The organism is Brevibacillus sp. FW301-21C12A (assembly GCF_058788915.1).
The window spans coordinates 1-20,990 of record NZ_JBYTBG010000009.1 but is presented as its reverse complement, the minus strand read 5'-3'; the positions used below and the strand labels follow the sequence as shown (position 1 = coordinate 20,990).

At 55.4% G+C, this 20,990-nt stretch carries 20 protein-coding genes and 1 pseudogene; 20 read left to right on the top strand and 1 reads right to left on the bottom strand.

What is annotated here, in order from left to right; all coding sequences use genetic code 11:
- The first annotated feature begins 294 nt into the window (after window positions 1–294).
- The 13 genes from alaS (at window position 295) to AC3WQH_RS08080 (ending at window position 15,508) form a co-directional block, all read left to right on the top strand.
- On the top strand, window positions 295–2,943 hold the full coding sequence (gene alaS, locus AC3WQH_RS08140) for an alanine--tRNA ligase (RefSeq protein ID WP_005832487.1): 2,649 nt from the start codon (window positions 295–297) through the stop codon (window positions 2,941–2,943).
- A 121-nt stretch (window positions 2,944–3,064) separates the two neighbouring features.
- Window positions 3,065–3,325, top strand: a complete 261-nt coding sequence (locus AC3WQH_RS08135) for an IreB family regulatory phosphoprotein (protein ID WP_005832489.1) — start codon at window positions 3,065–3,067, stop codon at window positions 3,323–3,325.
- 9 nt (window positions 3,326–3,334) lie between these two features.
- Complete coding sequence (gene ruvX, locus AC3WQH_RS08130) at window positions 3,335–3,751, top strand: Holliday junction resolvase RuvX (protein ID WP_007782299.1); 417 nt, start codon at window positions 3,335–3,337, stop codon at window positions 3,749–3,751.
- Window positions 3,752–3,757: 6 nt separating this feature from the next.
- Complete coding sequence (locus AC3WQH_RS08125) at window positions 3,758–4,048, top strand: DUF1292 domain-containing protein (RefSeq protein ID WP_005832492.1); 291 nt, start codon at window positions 3,758–3,760, stop codon at window positions 4,046–4,048.
- A gap of 86 nt (window positions 4,049–4,134) precedes the next feature.
- Entirely contained in the window at window positions 4,135–5,592 is a 1,458-nt protein-coding gene (locus AC3WQH_RS08120) for a sigma-54 interaction domain-containing protein (RefSeq protein ID WP_005832494.1), read from the top strand.
- 282 nt (window positions 5,593–5,874) lie between these two features.
- A complete protein-coding gene (locus AC3WQH_RS08115) occupies window positions 5,875–6,774 on the top strand; it encodes an NAD(P)-dependent oxidoreductase (RefSeq protein WP_005832496.1) in 900 nt (299 codons plus the stop codon).
- Between the two features lie 25 nt (window positions 6,775–6,799).
- On the top strand, window positions 6,800–8,260 hold the full coding sequence (locus AC3WQH_RS08110; RefSeq protein WP_005832498.1) for a CoA-acylating methylmalonate-semialdehyde dehydrogenase: 1,461 nt from the start codon (window positions 6,800–6,802) through the stop codon (window positions 8,258–8,260).
- A 65-nt stretch (window positions 8,261–8,325) separates the two neighbouring features.
- A complete protein-coding gene (locus tag AC3WQH_RS08105) occupies window positions 8,326–9,519 on the top strand; it encodes an iron-containing alcohol dehydrogenase (RefSeq protein WP_007782289.1) in 1,194 nt (397 codons plus the stop codon).
- A gap of 12 nt (window positions 9,520–9,531) precedes the next feature.
- Window positions 9,532–10,869: a GntP family permease gene (locus tag AC3WQH_RS08100; protein ID WP_492331981.1), complete on the top strand. Its 1,338-nt coding sequence runs from the start codon at window positions 9,532–9,534 to the stop codon at window positions 10,867–10,869.
- A 188-nt stretch (window positions 10,870–11,057) separates the two neighbouring features.
- Window positions 11,058–12,158 carry an endolytic transglycosylase MltG gene (mltG, locus tag AC3WQH_RS08095; protein WP_283859024.1) on the top strand — a complete coding sequence of 367 codons (1,101 nt, stop codon included), beginning with the start codon at window positions 11,058–11,060 and terminating at the stop codon, window positions 12,156–12,158.
- 71 nt (window positions 12,159–12,229) lie between these two features.
- Window positions 12,230–12,874, top strand: coding sequence for an O-methyltransferase (locus AC3WQH_RS08090; RefSeq protein WP_221843234.1), 645 nt, complete (start codon window positions 12,230–12,232; stop codon window positions 12,872–12,874).
- A gap of 42 nt (window positions 12,875–12,916) precedes the next feature.
- Window positions 12,917–13,558: a uridine kinase gene (gene udk, locus AC3WQH_RS08085; protein WP_005832508.1), complete on the top strand. Its 642-nt coding sequence runs from the start codon at window positions 12,917–12,919 to the stop codon at window positions 13,556–13,558.
- Between the two features lie 120 nt (window positions 13,559–13,678).
- Window positions 13,679–15,508, top strand: a complete 1,830-nt coding sequence (locus tag AC3WQH_RS08080) for a peptidoglycan D,D-transpeptidase FtsI family protein (protein WP_122952984.1) — start codon at window positions 13,679–13,681, stop codon at window positions 15,506–15,508.
- A gap of 91 nt (window positions 15,509–15,599) precedes the next feature.
- On the opposite strand, the pseudogene AC3WQH_RS08075 reads toward AC3WQH_RS08080, so the two are convergent.
- Window positions 15,600–15,821: pseudogene (locus AC3WQH_RS08075) on the bottom strand (Mov34/MPN/PAD-1 family protein); the annotation flags it as partial.
- Window positions 15,822–16,081: 260 nt separating this feature from the next.
- On the opposite strand from AC3WQH_RS08075, the gene AC3WQH_RS08070 reads away from it, so the two are divergent.
- The 7 genes from AC3WQH_RS08070 (at window position 16,082) to AC3WQH_RS08040 (ending at window position 20,920) form a co-directional block, all read left to right on the top strand.
- A complete protein-coding gene (locus AC3WQH_RS08070) occupies window positions 16,082–17,146 on the top strand; it encodes an HD-GYP domain-containing protein (protein ID WP_005832511.1) in 1,065 nt (354 codons plus the stop codon).
- 205 nt (window positions 17,147–17,351) lie between these two features.
- Window positions 17,352–17,918 (top strand): GNAT family N-acetyltransferase, encoded by a 567-nt coding sequence (locus tag AC3WQH_RS08065; RefSeq protein WP_007782270.1) that lies wholly within the window; start codon window positions 17,352–17,354, stop codon window positions 17,916–17,918.
- Window positions 17,919–18,195: 277 nt separating this feature from the next.
- Window positions 18,196–18,825, top strand: a complete 630-nt coding sequence (locus AC3WQH_RS08060; RefSeq protein ID WP_007782266.1) for an SMI1/KNR4 family protein — start codon at window positions 18,196–18,198, stop codon at window positions 18,823–18,825.
- Window positions 18,774–19,190 carry a hypothetical protein gene (locus AC3WQH_RS08055; RefSeq protein ID WP_007782264.1) on the top strand — a complete coding sequence of 139 codons (417 nt, stop codon included), beginning with the start codon at window positions 18,774–18,776 and terminating at the stop codon, window positions 19,188–19,190. The genes AC3WQH_RS08060 and AC3WQH_RS08055 overlap by 52 nt, the downstream gene beginning before the upstream one ends.
- Window positions 19,187–19,606, top strand: coding sequence for an immunity 22 family protein (locus AC3WQH_RS08050; protein WP_005832514.1), 420 nt, complete (start codon window positions 19,187–19,189; stop codon window positions 19,604–19,606). The genes AC3WQH_RS08055 and AC3WQH_RS08050 overlap by 4 nt, the downstream gene beginning before the upstream one ends.
- Window positions 19,607–19,997: 391 nt before the next feature.
- Window positions 19,998–20,282, top strand: coding sequence for a DUF4183 domain-containing protein (locus tag AC3WQH_RS08045; protein WP_005832515.1), 285 nt, complete (start codon window positions 19,998–20,000; stop codon window positions 20,280–20,282).
- 230 nt (window positions 20,283–20,512) lie between these two features.
- Window positions 20,513–20,920, top strand: coding sequence for a DUF4183 domain-containing protein (locus tag AC3WQH_RS08040; protein ID WP_007782260.1), 408 nt, complete (start codon window positions 20,513–20,515; stop codon window positions 20,918–20,920).
- Window positions 20,921–20,990 lie beyond the last annotated feature (70 nt).

Here is a 20,990-nt window from a genome sequence, read left to right as displayed (position 1 = left end):
AACAAATGAGTACAAGTGAGATCAATGAGGGAACGAGTACGTTGCAGACCTTCTACAGAGAGGGTGCTCCACGGTTGAGAGGGCGCTCAGAAGAAGTGCAACGGAAGGCTACTCCTAAGACCGGGCAAAAACCGGCGGGTTGGCACCGTTACATGCCCAAAAGCGACAGACTGTCCGCGCCTTTTGGCCTGCAATGGAGTCTGTAAGCAGGGTGGTACCGCGAGAAAAAACAGTTCTCGTCCCTGAGGGGATGGGAGCTTTTTTATTTATTTTTCTTAACAGAGGAGAATGCAGATGAAGAAGCTGACAGGCAATCAAATCCGCCAGATGTTCCTTGATTTTTTTGTAGAAAAAGGACATCGCATCGAGCCGAGTGCTCCGCTTGTTCCAATCGACGACCCGTCCCTCTTGTGGATCAACAGCGGCGTGGCGACGCTCAAAAAGTATTTTGACGGCCGCATCATTCCAGACAATCCGCGCATCACCAATTCGCAAAAATCAATCCGTACCAACGATATTGAAAACGTTGGCCGCACGGCTCGCCACCATACGTTCTTCGAAATGCTGGGCAACTTCTCTATCGGCGACTACTTCAAGGCAGAAGCGATTGAGTGGGCATGGGAGTTTTTGACCAGCCCGAAATGGATCGGCTTTGATCCGGAGCGGCTCTCCGTCACCATTCACCCGGAAGACGAAGAAGCGTTTGAGCTGTGGAACAAAAAAATCGGCATTCCGGAAGAGCGCATCATCCGTCTGGAAGGCAACTTCTGGGACATCGGGGAAGGTCCGAGCGGTCCGAATACGGAAATTTTCTACGACCGCGGAGAGGAGTTCGGCAACGATCCGAACGATCCGGAGCTGTATCCGGGCGGCGAAAACGAGCGTTACCTCGAAGTGTGGAACCTGGTGTTCTCCCAGTTCAACCACAACCCGGACGGCACCTACACGCCGCTGCCTAAGAAAAACATCGACACCGGCATGGGGCTGGAGCGGATGGCCTCCATTCTCCAGGGCGTGGACAACAACTTCGAAACAGACCTGTTGTTCCCGCTGATCGAGCAAACGAGCGCGATCTCCGGCGTGAAGTACAAGACAAGCCCAGAGCTGGACGTAGCGCTGAAAGTCATTGCGGACCACGCGCGCACGGTCGTGTTCGCGATCGGGGACGGAGCGCTTCCTTCCAACGAAGGCCGCGGCTACGTCATCCGCCGTCTGTTGCGCCGCGCTGTGCGCATGGGCAAAAAGCTCGGTGTGGAGAAGCCGTTTCTGTACAGCCTGACCGAAACAGTCGGCAAAATGATGGGCGAATTTTACCCGGAAGTTGTGCAAAAGCGCGAGTTCATTGAAAAAGTGATCCGTGCGGAGGAAGAGCGCTTCCACGAGACGCTGAACGACGGACTGGCGATCCTGTCCGAGATGGTGAAGGCGGCAAAAGAAAGCGGCCAATCGCAACTGTCCGGTCAAGATGTGTTCAAAATGTACGACACATACGGCTTCCCGGTCGATCTGACAGAGGACTTCGCGAACGAGCAAGGTCTGACAGTGGATCGCGACGGCTTCGAGCAAGCGATGGAGGAGCAGCGCGAACGTGCGCGTGCAGCCCGTCAGGACGTGGACAGCATGCAAATCCAGGGGGGGCCGTTGTCCGAATTGACGGTTACAAGCGAGTTTGTTGGTTATACTGAATTGGTAGCAACAGGAAAAGTAGAAGCGATTATTTTGGACAACCAGTTGGCTGACGAAGCAGAAGAAGGCCAAACGGTACAGGTCATTCTCGACCAGACGCCATTCTACGCTGAAAGCGGCGGTCAGATCAACGACGAAGGGTACTTGCTCTCCGATTCTGTCAAAGCGCGCGTGACAGATGTGCAAAAAGGGCCAAAGGGCCAAAACGTTCACTCTGTCATCATCGAAGCAGGCACACTGCGCAAAGGCGACACTGTTCGCGCGGAAGTAAACCGCGAAGCTCGCCTGGCGATTACGAAAAACCATACAGCGACACACTTGCTGCACCAGGCGCTCAAAGACGTATTGGGCACGCACGTCAATCAGGCAGGTTCCCTCGTGGCACCGGAGCGTTTGCGCTTTGACTTCACGCACATCAGCGCGATCACGCCGGAAGAGTTGGAGCGCATCGAAGCGATCGTCAACGAAAAAGTGTGGGAAAACCTGGCTGTCGAAATTTCCAACAAGCCGCTGGCGGAAGCCAAAGCAATGGGCGCGATGGCGCTGTTTGGCGAAAAATACGGCGACATCGTGCGCGTGGTCAAAGTCGGCGACTACAGCCTGGAGCTTTGCGGCGGATGCCATGTCAATAACACGGCCGAAATCGGACTGTTCAAGCTGGTCAGCGAAAGCGGCATCGGCGCGGGTACGCGACGGATCGAAGCTGTGACCGGACGCGGGGCTTACCAGTTCCTCAACCAGCAGTTCACGACGCTCAAAGAAGTGGCTCACGCACTGAAAGCACCTGTGCTGGCAGAAGCGCCTGCGCGCGTGGAGAGCTTGCAGCAGCAACTGAAAGAGGTTCAGCGTGAAAACGAATCGTTGCGTGCCAAACTGGGCAACATCGAAGCGGCATCCCTGACCGATCAACTGAAGCAAGTAGACGGCATGAACGTGCTCGCTACCCGCGTATCGGCTTCTGACATGGACAACCTGCGCGGCATGGTGGACGAGCTGAAAAACAAGCTCGGCTCCGCAGTGATCGTGCTCGGCTCCGTCGATGGCGAGAAGGTCAATCTCGTGGCTGGCGTCACCAAAGACCTGATGGATCAAGGCATCCACGCCGGAAAAATCATCAAGGAAGTGGCAACCCGTTGCGGCGGCGGCGGCGGCGGTCGTCCTGACATGGCGCAGGCGGGCGGAAAAGATCCTTCCAAGCTGCAAGAGGCATTGGATGCGGTCGCGGAGCTGGTCAAAAGCCAGGCCGTAGCGAAATAGCCGATTCCCGCCAAGAAATTTGCAAAATCGACAAGGAGTAGGTTGCATCCGAGTCGAATACAGTAAGGAAGCGAAAAGTCCATACAACCTTTAAGTCTTGAAGGAAATCGAGGTGTTGATTGTGAGTTCGTTGGATAATACCATGAAATTCACGGTGCCCAAGGAAGCGAATACGGCGGATGTGCAGGCAACATTGACAGAGGTGTACAAAGCCCTGCAGGAAAAAGGATACAACCCGATCACCCAGATCGTCGGTTACTTGCTTTCTGGCGACCCGGCGTTTATCCCTCGCCACAACAACGCGCGCAGCCTGATTGGCAAACTGGAACGGGACAAAATCATAGAAGAGTTGGTGACCGTTTACTTGTCCGAGCGCAAGTAGACCTTGAACATGACGAGATTGATGGGATTGGATGTAGGCGACAAGACGATTGGCATCGCGGTCAGCGATGAGCTGGGGTGGACCGCCCAAGGGGTGGAAACGATCAAGCGGCAATCAAAGGAAAAAGATTTGGCCCGCATCCAGGAATTGGTAGCGCACTATCAAGTAGGTGCTTTCGTAGTAGGATTGCCGAAAAACATGAATGGCACAATCGGACCGCGCGCCGAGATGTGCCAGGCATTCGGCAAGCTTTTGGAGGAACGGACATCTCTTCCTGTCCACATGTGGGACGAGCGATTGACGACGATGGCAGCGGAGCGCATGCTGATCTCTGCGGATGTCAGCCGTCAAAAGCGCAAGACAGTAATAGACAAAATGGCGGCCACATTGATCCTGCAAGGATTTTTGGACGCGAAATCGAGGTGACCCAAAGTGAGTGAAGAGATGATGGAAGAATTCGAAGTAGGCGACGTGATTGCCCTGACAGAAGAGGGAACGGAGGAGCCGCGCGATTTTCGGATCATGTACATTTTTGATATCGAGGACCGCAGCTACCTGGTGCTCGTTCCGGTCGATCAGGAGGAAGAAGAAGAGTACGAGGTTCACTTCCTGCGCTACGACGGTACGGACATGCTGCAGCCAATCGAAGACGATGAAGAGTGGGAGCAAGTAGAAGCGACCTTCGAAACGTTGATTGCTGATTTGGAGAAAGACGGGATTTAACATTTGGAGAGGGGGCGCATGCCCTCTCTTTTTCCTATCAAAATAACTGTTTTGTAAACGAAAACAAACAGATAGGAGAAAGCGAAATGGATATCACGGGCGCATCCGGCTCCGAATTGATTTGGGAAAAGTACAAGGAAGCCGAAAAACGGTTGAAAGAGCTTGAAAATTCAATCGAATGGTTCAAAGTTTGCTTCGATACCGCGTACGAAGGCATTACGATCGTGGACGAGCGCGGCTACATACGAATGATGAACGATGCGTACTGCCGCTTTATCAGTGTGCGCAAAGAAGATGTCGTCGGGCGTTATGTGGAGGAAGTGATCGAAAATACGCGTTTGCCGGTCGTGCTGCAAACAGGGATACCGGAGCGAAACCAGGCGCATCGGCTGCTCGGCCAGGACATGGTCGTACACCGCATCCCGATCTGGAAGGACAACAAGGTCATCGGCGCAGTCGGCATGCTGATTTTTGAAGGCGTGTCGGAGCTGTACAAAATTTTTGAGCGCATGCAAATCTTGCACGAGAAAATCGGCGACAACCGGATCGTGTTCGAATCGCCGAAGCCGAAAAGCAACAAAGTCACCTTTGACCAGATCATCGGAGAAAGCGAGTCGATTGCCGAGGCGAAAAAAATCGCCCGCCGCGCCGCACAAACGTCCGCTACGATTTTGTTGACCGGAGAGAGCGGTGTGGGCAAGGAGCTGTTTGCCAAAGCGATTCATTATTTAAGCCCGTTTCAAAACGGACCGCTCGTGAGTGTCAATTGCGCCTCTATACCGGAAAATTTGCTCGAATCGGAGCTGTTCGGCTATGAAGAAGGCGCATTTACCGGCTCGCGAAAAGACGGAAAGCCAGGCAAATTCGAGCTGGCGAACAAAGGGACGCTGTTTCTCGACGAGATCGGGGACATGCCGCTGCACATGCAGGCGAAAATTTTGCGCGTGCTGCAAGAGCGGGAAGTAGAGCGGGTCGGGGGAACGAAGAGCATACCTGTCGATTTTCGCCTGGTGGCGGCTACCCATCGCTCCCTGGAGGAAATGGTGCGGGAGGGGACGTTCCGCAAAGACTTGTACTACCGCCTGAACGTCATTCCGATTCACATTCCGCCGCTGGCACAAAGAAGGACGGATATCCCGCTGTTGATCGCCGCCCAACTGCAAGCGATCAGCCAGAAAAACAACATGCCGGCAAAAGACATCGACAAGGAAGCGATGTCTTTGCTGATGAACTACGACTGGCCGGGCAACATCCGCGAGCTGGTCAATACGGTCGAGCGGCTCGTCACCTTGTCCGAGGACGATCGCATCCGGACGAGTGATTTGCCGGAAGTGTTTTTCGGCAAAGGGGCTTGGCGTGGCGAGCAGGAGCCAAGCGCGTCATGGAAGCAGCCTGTCTCGGTCAAGCGCGGCCAGCAGGATGAAAAAAAGCGCATCCTCGAAGTACTGCAGGAAATGAACGGCAACAAGTCCAAGACAGCGAAAAAGCTCGGCATATCCCGGGCGACGCTGTACAACAAGCTGAACAAGTATCAACTGGGTTAAGCGGTAAGCGGGCGGTCGCTGAAAAAAAGTGTCTAGACAATCGTTGTGTAATGTCTGGACACTTTTTGTATTTTCTGAACAGTCAGACTCAAAAAAGAAGCGGCGCGGCAACATCATCGTCTGCTGGCATGCAATGTGCTAGATAACGATAGTCAAAAGGCAGCGCTTGCGCTCCGGGGGAAGCGGGGACTTTCGGCGGCTTCAGGCTTGGGAATGCCAGCTTCGTCAAGGAAACTTTTCGCAACCGCTGCCAGCGCGAACAAATGACAGAGGGGGAAGCATATGGCGGATACACCTGTAATCGGCATCATCGGTCTTGGCAATATGGGAATGCCCATGGCGACCAATTTGGTACAAGCGGGCTATGAAGTGTACGGCTTCGACGTCAATGCGAAGGCGGAGCTGGAATTTGCAGCCGTCGGCGGAAAGACGGGCTTGACGGTCGCGGAGGTCGTGCAAAAAACAGACGTCATTCTCACCAGCCTGCCTTCGCCGGACATTGTTGAAAGCGTTTTTACAGGCCTGGACGGCATCCTGGAACATGCGCGGGCCGGACAGACTGTAGTCGATACGAGCACAGTAACGCCCCAGTTGAACGAGCGGCTGGCACGGGCGAGCCAGGCAAAGGGAATCGGGTATTTGGCCGCCCCTGTCAGCGGCGGGGTTGTCGGGGCGAAAAACAGGACGTTGACGATTATGGTCGGCGGCCCGAAGGAGCTGTACGACAGCGTCTATCCGGTTTTTATGGCGCTCGGCCAAAATATTTTTCACGTCGGGGAACGAGTGGACAGCGGCACGGCGGTCAAACTCATCAACAATTTGCTGATCGGCTTTTACACGTCTGCGGTCAGCGAAGGGGTGGCGCTGGCAAAGCAGATGGGCCTCGACCTCGACCTGCTGTTTGACATTTTGAATGTCAGCTACGGGCAGAGTCGCATCTACGAGCGCAATTACAAAAGCTTCATTGCCCCCAACGATTTCGCGCCCCATTTCTCGTTGAATTTGCTGCTGAAAGACTTGCGGATCGCCCAGGAGATGGCGCAGCAGTCCGGCCTGTCCTTGCCGATCACGGCCGAGCTGCTCGCGATTTACGAGCAGTCGCAGGAAGCCGGCTTTGGCGAGCAGGATATGGCTGCCCTGTACGCCTACATCTGCCAGTCGCAAAGCGCGGTTCAATCGTAACCATTTACGGAGAGGAGAGTTTTTCATGACGACAACAGCGGTCAAACGCATCCGCAACTTTATTAACGGCGAGTGGATTCCGTCCAGCTCCGATCGCTTCGAAGCGGTTATCAATCCGGCCACGGGGCAAGTGATTGCCGAAGTCCCCCTGTCTTCCCGCGAAGACCTGGAGGCGGCGGTGAAGGCGGCGGAGGAAGCGTACACCTGGTGGCGAAAAACGCCTGTGCCCAACCGCACGCGCATTTTGTACCGCTACCATCAGTTGCTGGTGGAGCACGCCGAAGAGTTGGCGGTCATCATTACGAAAGAAAACGGCAAAAACATCAAAGACTCGCGCGGAGAGGTGCAGCGCGGCATTGAGGCGCTGGAAGTGGCTACCGCGACTCCTACGCTGATGATGGGGCAGGCGCTGCCGGAAATTGCCACGGGCATCGAAGGGGTCACGTACCGTTACCCGCTTGGGGTAGTGGCTGGCATTACGCCGTTCAACTTCCCGATGATGATTCCGCTGTGGATGTTCCCGCTCGCTCTCGCATGCGGCAACACCTTTGTGCTGAAGCCGTCCGAGCGCACGCCGCTTTTGGCTGAAAAGCTGGTAGAGCTGATGATGGAAGCAGGTCTGCCAAAAGGGGTGCTGAACATGGTGCACGGCGCCCACGACGTCGTCAACGGCATTTTGGAGCATCCCGCCATCAAAGCGATTTCTTTCGTCGGCTCCCAGCCAGTGGCGGAGTACGTCTACAAAACCGGAGCAGCCAATGGCAAGCGGGTCCAGGCTCTCGCCGGGGCGAAAAATCACGCGGTAGTCATGTCCGACTGCCACCTGGAGAAAACCGTGCAAGGAATCATCAACGGGGCTTTTGGCAGTGCCGGAGAGCGATGCATGGCAACTTCTGTCGTGTGTGTCATGGAGGATATTGCCGATGCGTTTATCGCCCGTCTCGTAGAGGAGGCGAAGCAGCTTTTGGCAGGCGATACGCTGGACGAATCGGCTTTTATCGCTCCGCTCATTCGCGATTCGCACCGCAAGCGGGCGCTCAGCTATATCGAGAGCGGCGAAGAGCAAGAAGCAAGCCTGCTGCTTGATGGCAGAAGCGTGATGCAGGAGCTGCCGGACGGCTACTACCTCGGGGCGACCATTTTTGAAGGGGTCACGCCGGAGATGAAGATTTGGCAGGACGAAATCTTTGCCCCGGTCTTGAGCATCGTCCGGGTGAAAAGCCTGGATGAAGCGATCGAGCTGGCGAACAAATCGAATTTTGCCAATGGAGCCGTACTCTACACCACCTCTGGCGAAAACGTGCGCCATTTCCGCGAAAATATTGATGCCGGCATGATTGGCGTGAATGTCAACGTGCCTGCGCCGATGGCGTTTTTCACCTTTGCTGGCAACAAAGCGTCGTTTTACGGGGATTTGGGCACGAACGGAACAGATGGCGTCCAGTTTTTCACCCGCAAAAAAACGGTGACCGCCCGCTGGTTCTGATTTGTCTAAAGAAACGGATCAGGGGGCGAGCGCAGCGTTTGCCCCCATTCAAGGAGGGAGCCGTCATGGCGTTTCATGAACTGTTGATGCCGCAGCGCATCGTCTACGGGCAAGGAAGCTTTGCCGAGGTCGGCCAGGAAGCGCGGCGACTGGGGCAAAAAGCATTGTTGATTAGCGATCCGGTGATGGAAAAGGTGGGCAATGTAGCTGCCTGCGAAGAGCACTTGCAGGCGCAGGGCCTCGTTTGCGTCACCTATGCGAAAGTGGATTCAGAGCCGACGGACATTCATCTCGCGGAAGCGCTGGCCCTCTGCCGGGACGAACGGTGCGACGTGATTGTGGCCGTAGGGGGCGGGAGCTGCCTCGATACGGCAAAAGCAGTCGCTTTGCTGATGACCAATGAAGGGCAGATCGCGGAGTACGTCGCCAAAGCCAAAACGGTTGTCAATAAGCCGCTGCCGCTGATTGCCGTGCCGACGACCGCAGGCACAGGCTCGGAAGTGACGAAAATGACCGTCATTACCGATACGGCCCGCCAGGTGAAAATGATGCTCGCAGACCCCGCGCTGCTGCCGCACGCGGCGATTGTCGATCCGCTGTTGAGCGTGTCCTGCCCGCCGAATGTTACGGCAGCGACAGGAATTGATGCCCTCTGCCATGCGATTGAAGCCTACCTCTCCCGGCGCGCCCAGCCAGCTACCGACATATGGGCAAGGACGGCGATTGAGCTGATCGCCACCCATTTGCGGCGCGCGTACGAAGACGGAGCGGACTTCGAGGCCCGGGACAAGATGGCGTTTGCCTCGATGCTGGCTGGCGCCGCCTTTTCCAATGCGTCTGTCGCGCTCGTGCACGGCATGTCCCGGCCGATCGGAGCCGTTTTCCACGTCCCGCACGGCATCTCAAACGCGATGCTCTTGCCTGCCGTGCTGGCCTATACAAAAGAGGCGGCAGTGGGCAGGCTCGCCGAAATCGGAAGGCTGATGCAGCCGGAAATCAAAGCGCTTTCTGACGAGCAGGCGGCAGAAGCGACAATCGAAGAGATCAAGAGCTTGTGCCTCGATTTGCACATTCCGAGCTTGCGCCATTGGGGAATTGACCAGCAGGCCTTCCAGAAGGCCGCGCCCAAGATGGCTGTGGACGCTTTGGCGAGCGGAAGTCCGGGTAATAATCCGAAAATTCCTACAGTTGAGGAGATTGTCCGGCTGTATCACATTGCCTATGACTACGATTTTCGCGGCAAGCTACAAAATGCGTGAGGAGATGAGGGCATGCTGCTCAGCTTTTTCGGCTTGATAATTGGATTAGGTCTGCTCATCTTTTTGACGATGCGCGGCATCAACATCATCGTCGCGGCCATCGTGTGCGCTGCCGTGGTGGCGGCAAGCGGCGGGCTGGGACTGGAAGAAGCGATGTCGACCCATTACATGGACGGGTTCACGGGCTTTTTTAAATCGTGGTTTTTGACGTTTCTGCTCGGCGCTGTTTTCGGAAAAGTGATGGAGGACACGCAGGCAGCGAAAGCGATCGCCGACTGGGTACGGCGAAAGCTCGGAGCGGGTCGGGCCGTTTTCGCTGTCGTGGCGGCGTGCGCGATCATGACGTATGGGGGCGTCAGCGTATTTATCGTCGCCTTTTCTGTCTATCCGATTGCGGTAGCCTTGTTCAAGGAAGCCGACCTTCCGCATCGGTTCATTCCCGCCGCGCTCGTCTTCGGCTCGATTACGTTCACGATGACGTCCCCCGGCTCGCCGGAAATTCAAAACTTGATTCCGACCCAGTTTTTCGGGACGACGCCTGGGGCGGGCGGCTGGATCGGCGTCGCGATGGCGCTGTTGCTGATGGTGTCTGGCGGGCTTTACTTGAGCCGCGCCGTTGCGAAAGCGGTGAAAAACGGCGAAGGCTTCGGATATACGTACGACCCGAAATCAGCCGGCTCGGCAAACGAGGAAGTCGCGGCGACCGCCGCAGAAGCAGCCGAGACGAAGCTGCCGCCTATTTTGCTGGCAATAGCTCCGCTCGTCCTCGTTGTCGCAGCGCTCAACCTATTGTCCTCTTACATTTCCACTACTTCCGCCGTTTTGATCGCGCTTTTGATCGGGATATTCGCCGGGCTTGTGCTGATGAACAAATACGCGAGACATTACTGGGCGATGTTTGCCAAAGGGACAGAAAACGCCCTGATCGCCACGGCCAATACGTGCGCGGTCGTCGGCTTCGGAGCTGTGGCGGCGAAGGTCCCTGCTTTTAGCGCGATTGTGGATACGCTCGTGGGGCTGGAGGGCCTGGAATACGTGAGTCTGGGCCTGTCTGTCACGCTGATTGCCGCGATCACAGGCTCTGCCTCCGGTGGCTTGGGCATCGCCCTGCCGATTTTGGCGCCGATCTACATGAGCCAAGGTCTGGACCCGGGAGCCATGCATCGCATCTCTGCGCTCGCTTCCGGCGCTCTCGACTCGCTGCCGCATAACGGATACATCGTGACGACTGTGCGCGCGGTCTGCCATGAAACCCATCAGCGGGCCTATCGACCGATTTTTGTGTTGAGTGTCGTCATCCCGTTTGCCGTCCTTTGCCTGGCTATCGTTTTGTACATGATGTTTACTTGAGAGAAAAGTTCAAAAGTGTGCTGCAAGCGCTGCTACCGGGCAGCGCTTTTTTTGAGTGGAGAGTTTTCGCTACCATTCCTGATCTTTTGTCTTTTTTCGCCAAAAAACCGTATGCAGTGACAGCGAATGACAGCTCTTGTATAATAGACAGGATGGAGAGAAGAGACCCTAAAGGGAGGATTTCTAGCTTGAAACCAATGTCAGCGAAGCCTGATTTCAGATCAGACAGACCTGCTGCGTACCGGCGCAGGAGAGGCGGCCGGATTGTCATGTGGCTGGTAGCCTTGTTTCTCATCGCCATCGTGGCTGCCGGGGGAGCAGCGTGGTATATGTACGAAGGACTGCAACCCGTAGACGGACCGCAAACGGCCAAAAACGTGACGATTCCCACTGGTTCTTCCGTGCGGGAAATCGGCAGATTGCTGGAAGAGCAAGGGCTGATCCGCAATGCCGATCTGTTCCAGTACTACGTGAAGTACAAAGGCGTGGCCCCGCAACTGAAGGCAGGCGAGTACCAGTTTACAACAGGACAAGCCATTGACGATATGCTCACGGCGATGGCAGAGGGAAAAACGGTAGTGAACGCAGCGCGTTTTACCATCCCGGAAGGCTGGAACATTGAGCAGATTGCCGAACATCTGGACAAGGAAGGCATTGTCGAGAAAGCAGCTTTTCTGAAAGAAGTGAACGAAGGAGAATTTCCGGAGTACGAATTTGTGGCGCAGATTCCGAAAAACAAGGATCGCAAGCACCGTCTCGAAGGGTATTTGTTCCCGGAGACGTACGAGGTGGACAAGGACGCCACTGCGCATGAAGTCGTCTCGCGGATGCTGGCCCAATTCGAGAAAGTATGGCAGCCGCAGTGGACAGAGCAGCTCAAACAGCGCGGACTGACGCTCGATGAGGCGGTCAGCCTCGCTTCCATCGTGGAACGGGAAGTGACGGTAGACAAGGAGCGGCCGCTCGTCGCCGGCGTGTACTACAACCGCATCCGCGATAAATGGCCGCTGCAGGCCGACGCCACCGTGCAGTTTATTTTGGGCAAGCAACGCGATCGGCTGACGTATGAAGATTTGAAGGTGAAAAGCCCGTACAACACGTACCTGAACCCGGGCTTGCCGCCGGGACCGATTGCCAATCCGGGCAGAGCCTCACTGGAAGCGGTTGTCAATCCCGCACAGCACGACTACTTTTTCTACGTCACGAAAAAAGACGGAACCTCGGAGCATTACTTCTCCAAAACACTTTCTGAGCACAACGCAAATGATGCAAAAAGCAGGGGAAACTAACCAGGTTTCCTCTGTTCTTTTTGGCGAGGTATGCTATAATAATGCGGTTGTAACGAAAGAGGAGTGAAATCATGATAACCAATCCCGCAATCGACGACTACGTGTCGGGCCTGGTTCCGGCGCGATCGCCGCTTCTGGCGCGACTGGAACAGGAAGCTGCCGAAGAAAATATTCCGATCGTTCAGCTTGCTTCCGCTCAGGTGATGAGAATGCTGCTTTTGCTGCATCGCCCCCAATCGATTTTGGAGGTAGGTACAGCGATCGGCTATTCGACCATTTGGCTTGCCGAAGCAGCACCACAGGCGCGGATTGTCACGATGGACATAGATGAAGAACGCCTGGCGCGGGCACGGGCCAATGTAGCGGAAGCGGGCTGCGCGGACCGGGTTGAAATCCTGTCGCGCGACGCGACGCTTGGACTGCCTGATTCCTATCAGTTTGACTGCCTGTTTATCGACGCGGCCAAAGGACAGTATCGGGCGTTTCTCGATTTGTACTTGCCCCTGCTCCGGGAGGGGGGACTTGTCATCAGCGACAACGTCCTGTTCCGCGGATTGGTGGCGACGCCAGACGAGGCAGGCAAAAGACAACGGCCGATGGTGGACAAGCTGCTCGCCTTCAACGCGCATTTGGCAGAGCGGCAGGATTTGGAGACGACGTTCATACCAGTAGGGGACGGACTGGCTGTCAGCTTGAAGAAACGCATGCAGCCGTAGGGTGATTTCGTTAGAAGCAGCATGAGGAAGGGGACATGTGGCATGGGTAACCCCGTATTGATTGGGGTAGCAGGAGGCAGTGGTTCGGGAAAGACCACGGTGGCAAAGGAGCTGTATCACCAGTTCCGCAACGATAGCGTGACGATGATCGAGCAAGATTCGTACTACAAGGATCAGAGCCATCTGAGTATAGAAGAGCGCGCCTTGACGAATTACGACCATCCGCTTGCATTTGACAACGATCTGCTTTTGCACCACTTGCAGGAACTGCTGCAAGGACGGGCGATCCAAAAGCCGATTTACGATTTCAAGGTGCACAACCGCAAGAGCGAGCAAATCCAGGTAGACCCGAAGGACGTCATCATTCTCGAAGGGATGCTGATTTTAGAAGACGAGCGGATTCGCAATCTTATGGATATCAAGGTGTTTGTCGACACGGATGCGGATGTGCGCATCGTTCGCCGGATCGTGCGCGATATCGAGGAGCGCGGCCGTTCGCTGGATTCTGTGGTCAATCAATATTTGAATGTTGTGCGTCCGATGCACCTGCAGTTCATCGAGCCGACCAAGCGCTATGCGGATGTCATCATTCCCGAGGGCGGATACAACCGCGTGGCACTCGATCTTTTGTCGACGAAAATCAAAAACATCCTGTTGGAAAAACAGCAGCCAGCCAGGCTGTAGCATCCAATCCGGTTTTGAACGAAAGCACACTGCCAGTTGCAGTGTGTTTTTTGCATGGAAAAGTTTCTCGCCCGGCGATTCCGGCAATACTGGGAAAAAAAGGGCGGGGAGGGAAACGGCATGCAGCTTGATCGACGGATCAAACGACGGCATTTTCTCGTGTTGATGGCGATGACGCTACTCTGGGTAGGGCTGATTGCCCGGCTGTGGTGGATACAGCTCGGCGCGCCCCATCGCTTTTCCCGGCGCGGAATCGACTTGGTGAAAGCTTCGGTGAAGCAACGGCAGCAAAGCTTTGTGCTGCACAGCGGCCGCGGAGATATTTTGGATCGCGGCGGCTATGCGTTTACAGGCGTAGAGCATCTCGCCCTGATTTTGTTTCCGCTTGCCCGCGGCAGCCTGGAAGGGACAGAAGGGCTTGCCAGGCTGGCGGAAATTACAGGCCAGCCAAAAGAACGGCTGTCCGAGACGATGGAAAAAGCAAAGGTCCCGCTGCTTCTGCGCAGCGAAACAGGCAAGCTGATCGAGCTTACCCAAAAGCAGGCAGACGAAATCAACGCGCTTGCGATTCCCGGTGTAGTAGCATTGGCGGTGACGGAGCGCTACCGCACAGACGAAGTGGCCAAGCATCTGATCGGCTTCATTCACAAAAATCCTGGCATGGTCGAGACGCTCTACCCGGACGAATGGGCGAGCGGCAAAATGAATGCGGAATCTACCGTTGGCGCATCCGGGCTGGAAAGAAGCTTTGACCGCTTTTTGCAAGGAGTGGAGCCGTCGGTCTTGTCCTACTACGTCGACGGCCAGGGCAAGCCGCTGCGCGGACTGGACATTCGCTATACGAAGCCTAGCAATCAATATTACCCGCTTTCGCTGTCGACCACGCTCGATGTGGACATTCAGCGGCGAATGGAGGCGGCGGCAGATCAGGTCGGCCTGCGGGAAGGCAGCGTCGTCGTCCTGGATGCGCAAAACGCCGATATTCTCGCCGCTGTCAGCCGGCCAAGCTACGACCAGACGAATGTAGGCGGCCAAGCCGGCGAGTGGAAAAACAGGGCGTTCAAGCAGTTGCCGCCAGGCTCTGTCTTCAAGACGGTGGTAGCCGCTGCCGCCTTGGCGGAAGGCGTGATTTCCCCTACGGAGCGGTTTACGTGTACGGGCGAGTACGGCAAGTACCATTTTTCCTGCTGGAAAAAGGAAGGGCACGGCAGCGTCACGATGGAGGAGGCTTACGCCGAGTCGTGCAACATCGCTTTTGCGGAAATTGCGAAAAGAGTCGGCTCAGAAAAGCTGGAGGAGTACGCCCGGAGACTGGGCTTGACCGCTCAGGTGGGGCATGCAACTGCGCATCTGTTCAAGCTGGATGGATTCAAGCAGCTCGATGGCGAAGAAAGCGGCCGTGTGTTTGCGAAGGATGTCTCCTACAGCGACGAGGGCGTCTTGATCCAGAGCGCAATCGGCCAGCGCGATGTGCGGATTACTCCGCTGCAGGCGGCGAACATGATGGTGACGATCCTGCGCGGCGGCCAACCCGCGCAGGTACGTCTGGTCAAGGAAATTGCTTATCGAAACGGACAGCCGTTCTACCAGTTTCCGGAGCAGAAGCTCTCTGCCGCCGGAATCGACTATGTGACAGCGAGCAAGCTGCGCAAAATGATGCGCAAGGTCGTTACAGATGGGACCGGCCAAATACTGCTGGATTCTTCCTGGCAGGTTGCCGGGAAGAGCGGGACCGCCCAGACAGGGAGTACAAGCGATTCCAAAAATCACCTTTGGTTTGTCGGCTACGCTCCTTTGGAGGAGCCGCGCTATGCGATCTGTGTCGTATCAGAGAACCAGCCAAGCTGGGGGAAGAACCAGGCGATGGAGCTTTTTCGCCGGGCTGTCGATGAGCTTGCCGATTATACAGCTCGATCTTCCCAACTTCGCGCAGGGTATTCCCGAGAATGAACCCGCGCGCCTGAAGCTGATTGCGCTTGCCAAGCCCGACAATCAGCATCAGCGGGGAGGAAGACATGTACACGGATTGCGAAGCTTTTGCCCAGATGGTTCGTTTGTCCCCTTTGCTCGGGGACAGCCGCTTGATCGTGTGGCTATGCCAATCGCCGATGTACTGCCACTGGCGGTTTCGGCTCAGCTTGCGGACGAGCCTTTTCAAGTAGTCATCATCGAAAAAGATCGAGTGCGGCTGGTGAATCGCATTTGGCCCCGGGTCGCTGGCAAACGTCACGACCCACTTTTCATCCCCGAGCGGATATCCCATCATGATCCCTCCTGTTTCCAGCGAGGGTTTTTTTCGTACAGTCTGTTCGATCTGTTTCCATGCCTTTGGCGTGATGTACAGTGTCGTCATGAAACGCGTTCCCTCCTTGAAATCACCGCTAGCATTCGCTCTATATCGTATGTGCGGCGCAAGCAGAACGTCCCGCTCGCGAAATCATGACAATTGTCGAAAAAAAGATTGTAACTCTTCCTCTTCCTTTCTATAATTTAGGAAAATACATGACTGGAAAGGTTGATTGTATGCCTACGGCACCCGTCGATCACAAACTGATTGGGCAAGTATTAGCAGAGGATCTTTACTCCAACAGCGGAGTTTTGCTGCTGGGAAAGAATACGACGATTACGGCTGCACATGTACATATTCTTCTGAAACAGCGAGTGCGAGAGGTTGCGGTCGTGCAAACCTGGACGGAAGGAACGGGGGAGCAGGTTTCTACACAATTATTCCAGTTGGAGGCTGACGCGGAGACTGTCGCCGCTTACGTACAAGCCTTGGACCAGACGCGGCTGCTTTTCGATCAACTGCAGCAGGACAAGGTGGGCAGTCTGGAGCAGTTTTCGCAAATTTTTGCGAATGTGCTGGAAAAATCGACGAAGCATCTGGGACTGTTTCGTTCCCTGTACGTGTTGGAAGGGGCGGACAGTTATACATATCGGCATTCGTTGAACGTAGGTATTCTGTGTTCGCTGATCGCCCGGCTGTTGAAGTGGGACGAGCAGCAGGTGACGTTTATGGGGAACGCAGGATTTTTGCATGACGTGGGAAAAATGCGCATTCCCAAGGAAGTGCTGCTCAAGCCGGACAAGCTGACAGAGGAAGAATTTGCGATCATGAAAAAGCACACGACTTACGGCTACGACATGATTCGCAAGATGGAAGGCGGCTCAGAGAAGCTGGCGCTCTGCGCGCTGCTTCACCACGAGCGGCTGGATGGCTCCGGGTATCCTGAACAGCGAAAAGGCGACGAAATACCGCTGGAGTGCCAGGTTTTGGCGATCGCCGACATGTTCGACGCGATTTGCTCCGACCGGGTCTACAAAGGCAGAACTTCTCCGTTCGAGGCGGCGCAGCTTCTGTGGAAGGAAGCTTGCAACGGGCTGTTGAACATTGAGGTGGTCTCGGTTTTTGTGCGCTACATCGCTTTGCTGTACGTCGGGGCGAGGGCGCGCCTGAGCAGCGGGGAAGAGGTCGAAGTAATTCTGATTCACCAGGACGAGCCGATGCGGCCATTGGTGCGGCGCAGCGGCGAGTTTCTCGATTTGCGTTACGAGCGCAAGCTGACGATTGAAAAAATGATCGGGTAGGCGTAGACAGACCGCTCTCTATGTGAGAGCGGTTTCTTTGTTGCCAATTTGTGACAGTTGTGCGGGTAGCTCGACCTTGGGCGCAAAGTGTGCCACAATGAGACTGATGTTGGCTTTGGCCAGCAAAAAAACGTGTCGCCTTTCGCAGCCGTCTGTTTAGGGGACGGCGCATGGACACGTACAGTACACGCAAGGAGAGAGTACCATGATACGTAAAGCGGAACCGAGAGATGCAGCATTTGCGGCACCGCTGATTTATGAAGCCATTGGAGATATCGCGTACACCTTGACGGGAGCGACGGAGGCTGACGAGGCCATTTCGCTGATGGCGCAGTTTTTCGCGCAGCAACAAAATCGGCTCAGCTACGAAAATGCCGTCATTGCCATGGAAGGAGACGAGCCAATGGGACTGGCGCTGTTTTATCATGGCAGCCAGACCGAAGCGCTCGATCGGCCGTTTGTCGAGTTTGTCCAAAAGCGGACGGGCGTAGCTCCCGCGCTGGTCAAGGAAGCGCGCGACGATGAGTTTTACCTCGATTCGATAGCGGTGCGCTCGGACAAGAGGGGCAGAGGGATCGGCAAAAAGCTGCTGGCAGCGTTCGAGCAGGAGGCAATCCAGCGCCGCCATGACCGCATCGCCCTTTTGGTGGACGAGGAAAATCCGCGTGCGCGCCAGCTCTACGAAGCATTGGGCTATCGCCAGGACGGGACGGTAATGGTGAGCGGACATCAATTCCGCCATATGGTTAAAAGCGTATTAGTGCCGGTATAGATCGTAGCGGTGTAGGAAAAACGTTTCCGATTCGAAGGAAACGTTTTTTTGCATGCGGGTGTGCGGTGGCATGGGGAGATGGAGCGGCTGGAGTGATTGGTAAGTGGCGGTTGGGGACGACAGGTACGGTCAGCATGGGGCCAGCCAAGTTTTGAGCATGTTAGCGTGGAAAATTTGGTTGAAATTGGTTCTTTGGAAGATTGAAAATCGACGGCTACATTCGTAACAATAAGAAAAAGCAGGTCAAGTCAAGCATGGACAAAAAGGAGCTGCCTGAATGCGCGAGCAGATGGAAAAGTGGGTTCACGCGTGGAAAACGCTTATGACGGACATGGAAAGACAAGGGGCGCGTATTTGGCCGCTCATCATCGGGCCGCCTGCTGTGCCAGAGCAAGTCGCAGAGGCGGAAGCGCGGCTGGGGATCAGGTTGCCTGCGGCCATTCGCCGGATTTTGCTTGCGGGGACGAGTCGCGTCCAGGTTGGCTGGTCGTTGCCAGCGAGAACGGGCGAGCCTTTTTCCCTCAGCGGGGATCTCGGCTGGAGCCTGGACGGCTTCGAGTGGCCTTATTTTGGCGACGAGGAAGACCCGAGCGACGAGCAGCGGTATCTTTGCTTCCACACAGGAGGCAATGGCGACATGCTGCTGCTGGATTTGCGAGCTGGCGCAGACGATCCGCCCGTGTATGCCTGGGGGCATGAGACAGGCGAGTTTCTTTTGCTCGGGCAAAGCTTCACGGCATTTGTCGACCGGGTGACAGCGCTTGGGTGTATCGGGGCAGAGAGCTGGAACTACGAGCCGTTTGCCGGAGCGGATGGCCTGGATGTGCACGGGCACAACGCAGAAAGCTGGAAGCGGTGGCTGCAGAGCGTTCGCTGGAAGAAGCGGCTACTGACTTTTCCTGGCTGATCGAATACGCCGCGATGCACGGAGCAGGGGACGAACGCGTCCGGGTGGCGTTTCGCCAGTATGCGCCGGACAGCATTTTGCAAGCATGGGTGACGAAAATCGCGCAGGAAAAGACCTTTTCCGGAAGGGAGCCATGGTGCGAGCTTTTGGCGGAAACGCAGGGAGCCAATGCTGCGGGCTGGGTTCGTTCGCTGTGGAAGCCGCAGGAAGGAGAAAAGCTCGTGTCTGGCAGCCAGCGGGCTTATTTGACCGCAGCGTGCCTGCCCTGCCGGAAGCAGAAGGGCTGCCGCTCGTTCTTGCGGAGTTGGACGAAGAGGCCGGGAGTGGAGGCAGATCATGTCGGGCAGGAGGGGAACGGGGAATGAAGCATGTCGTTGCGATTTGGGGAACGACCTTGCAGACGGACGAAGAGCTGCAGTCTTTCCTGCAGCCTGAGTACACGGAGGACGGGGACGTGATCCCGTCCGGATTTATGGCCGCCGCAGGGCTGGATTGGGTTGACGAAGATTTTTTCGAGGTGCACGCGGTGGCGCAGGTAGAGGAGCGGGCAGCGTTTTTGGCTTATTTGCAGCGCGAGTGCGTATCCGCCGGGGAGAGTTTTGCCGAAAAAATTCCGCCGAACCTGTCCGGGGAGATTGCCCGTTTTCCGACAGTTATTTTGCTCTACGGGCAAGTGACCAACTACGGGACTGTGAATGAAGCTTTGTTTGCGCTGACGGGTGAGCAGCACGTAGGCGATGGGCTTGTGGAGCTGTTGGCGACAATCGAATATGAGGAATGAGCAGGGGCGTCCGGCTGAGTGCGGGCGCTTTTTCTATTTTTCAAGCTGGGGAGAGGTTGAGTCATAAAGGGGAAGCAGAAGGCTAACGTTTGGGAACAGACGCGCTATTGCCTTTCTTCTATTGAAGAGAGGTGCCGAAAGGGCAGCAAGGCAAGAGGGGGCACTTTTCTAGCAAGAAGGAGCCTAGATTATCTTTTGTTTCGAATAGGGCTCATTCCGTCTGGCTGCGTTGTTCTGGCAACGCAGATAAATACACGGTGTGCAGGTTCGAAACCGATAAAATATACGTCCTCCCAGATGATGTTTGTCCGTTTCGGGAACGCAGATTCGTTCATTTGATATGTATTGTAAGGTTTTTTCCTTAGGAACTTTACATGAGGAGTTGGTGTGCATGCCAATCATCAAACCATTTATGACGTCTCTGCGCTTCACCTCGACGATGGGAGCCGGAACAGGTACAGGAGCCACTTTTGCGATTGCAGCAACCGAGTTCAGTACAGATGCGGGTACTGCGGCTACTGCATTCCCAAGTACCTTTGCCTTCTACAATCTCTACATCAACGGCGTCCTGCAGCCAGGAAACACGTCCACCATCAGCACAACCACTATCACGATCCCGGATGGCGACGCTGAGAATGCGGGGACACCTGTCTTGGTTGAATTCGTCGTCAACTAAAACAAGAGATCCACTCAAACGGGAAGCCCCAGGCGATTGTACATGCCTGGGGTACTCTCGTTCCGTCGCCAGACTGTCTGACATGGGGGGGAGAAGTGGCGCACGCTCCTTTTTTGCCCGTTCTCGTTGGACCAAAAACAGCTTAGCCGAGTTACGCATGGAAAGCTTTGGAGGTGAACCGGCAGCCGCAAAAACGCACGCATCATTCGTATAGAGAGGAGGGAAAAGTTTTGCAGCAAAGAAACATCCAGTGCAGCGCCGCCAATCGGACGTACTCCCTAAATGTGCGCTATCAGCTCATGCCTTTGGGATGTCCAGACATTTTTCCGGGACAGCCGTGCCCTACCTGCCCCCCTTGCCCGCCGTGTCCGTGCACGCCAGGACTGCTGACCACCACGATTTATCAATACACGACGTTTTCCGATGGACAAAAAAATGTGTACACCGACGCGGATGCCGCGCCACAGCTCAGCACCTCAGGGATTCTCGGACAGCAGTCGGTTTCGATCGTCAATTTGTTCATCAACGGGATTTTGCAACCGCCCAACAGCTATGTCGTGCAAAACGGGCTGCTGGTTCTGAGCGAGGTACCCTCCCAAGGCGTCCCGATTATTTTGCAGTTTATCCAAATTCATTAGCGTTGCATAAAAAATGAATCCATCTATTGTCAAATTATTCTGAATGACATTTTCAACTTCACAACCAAAA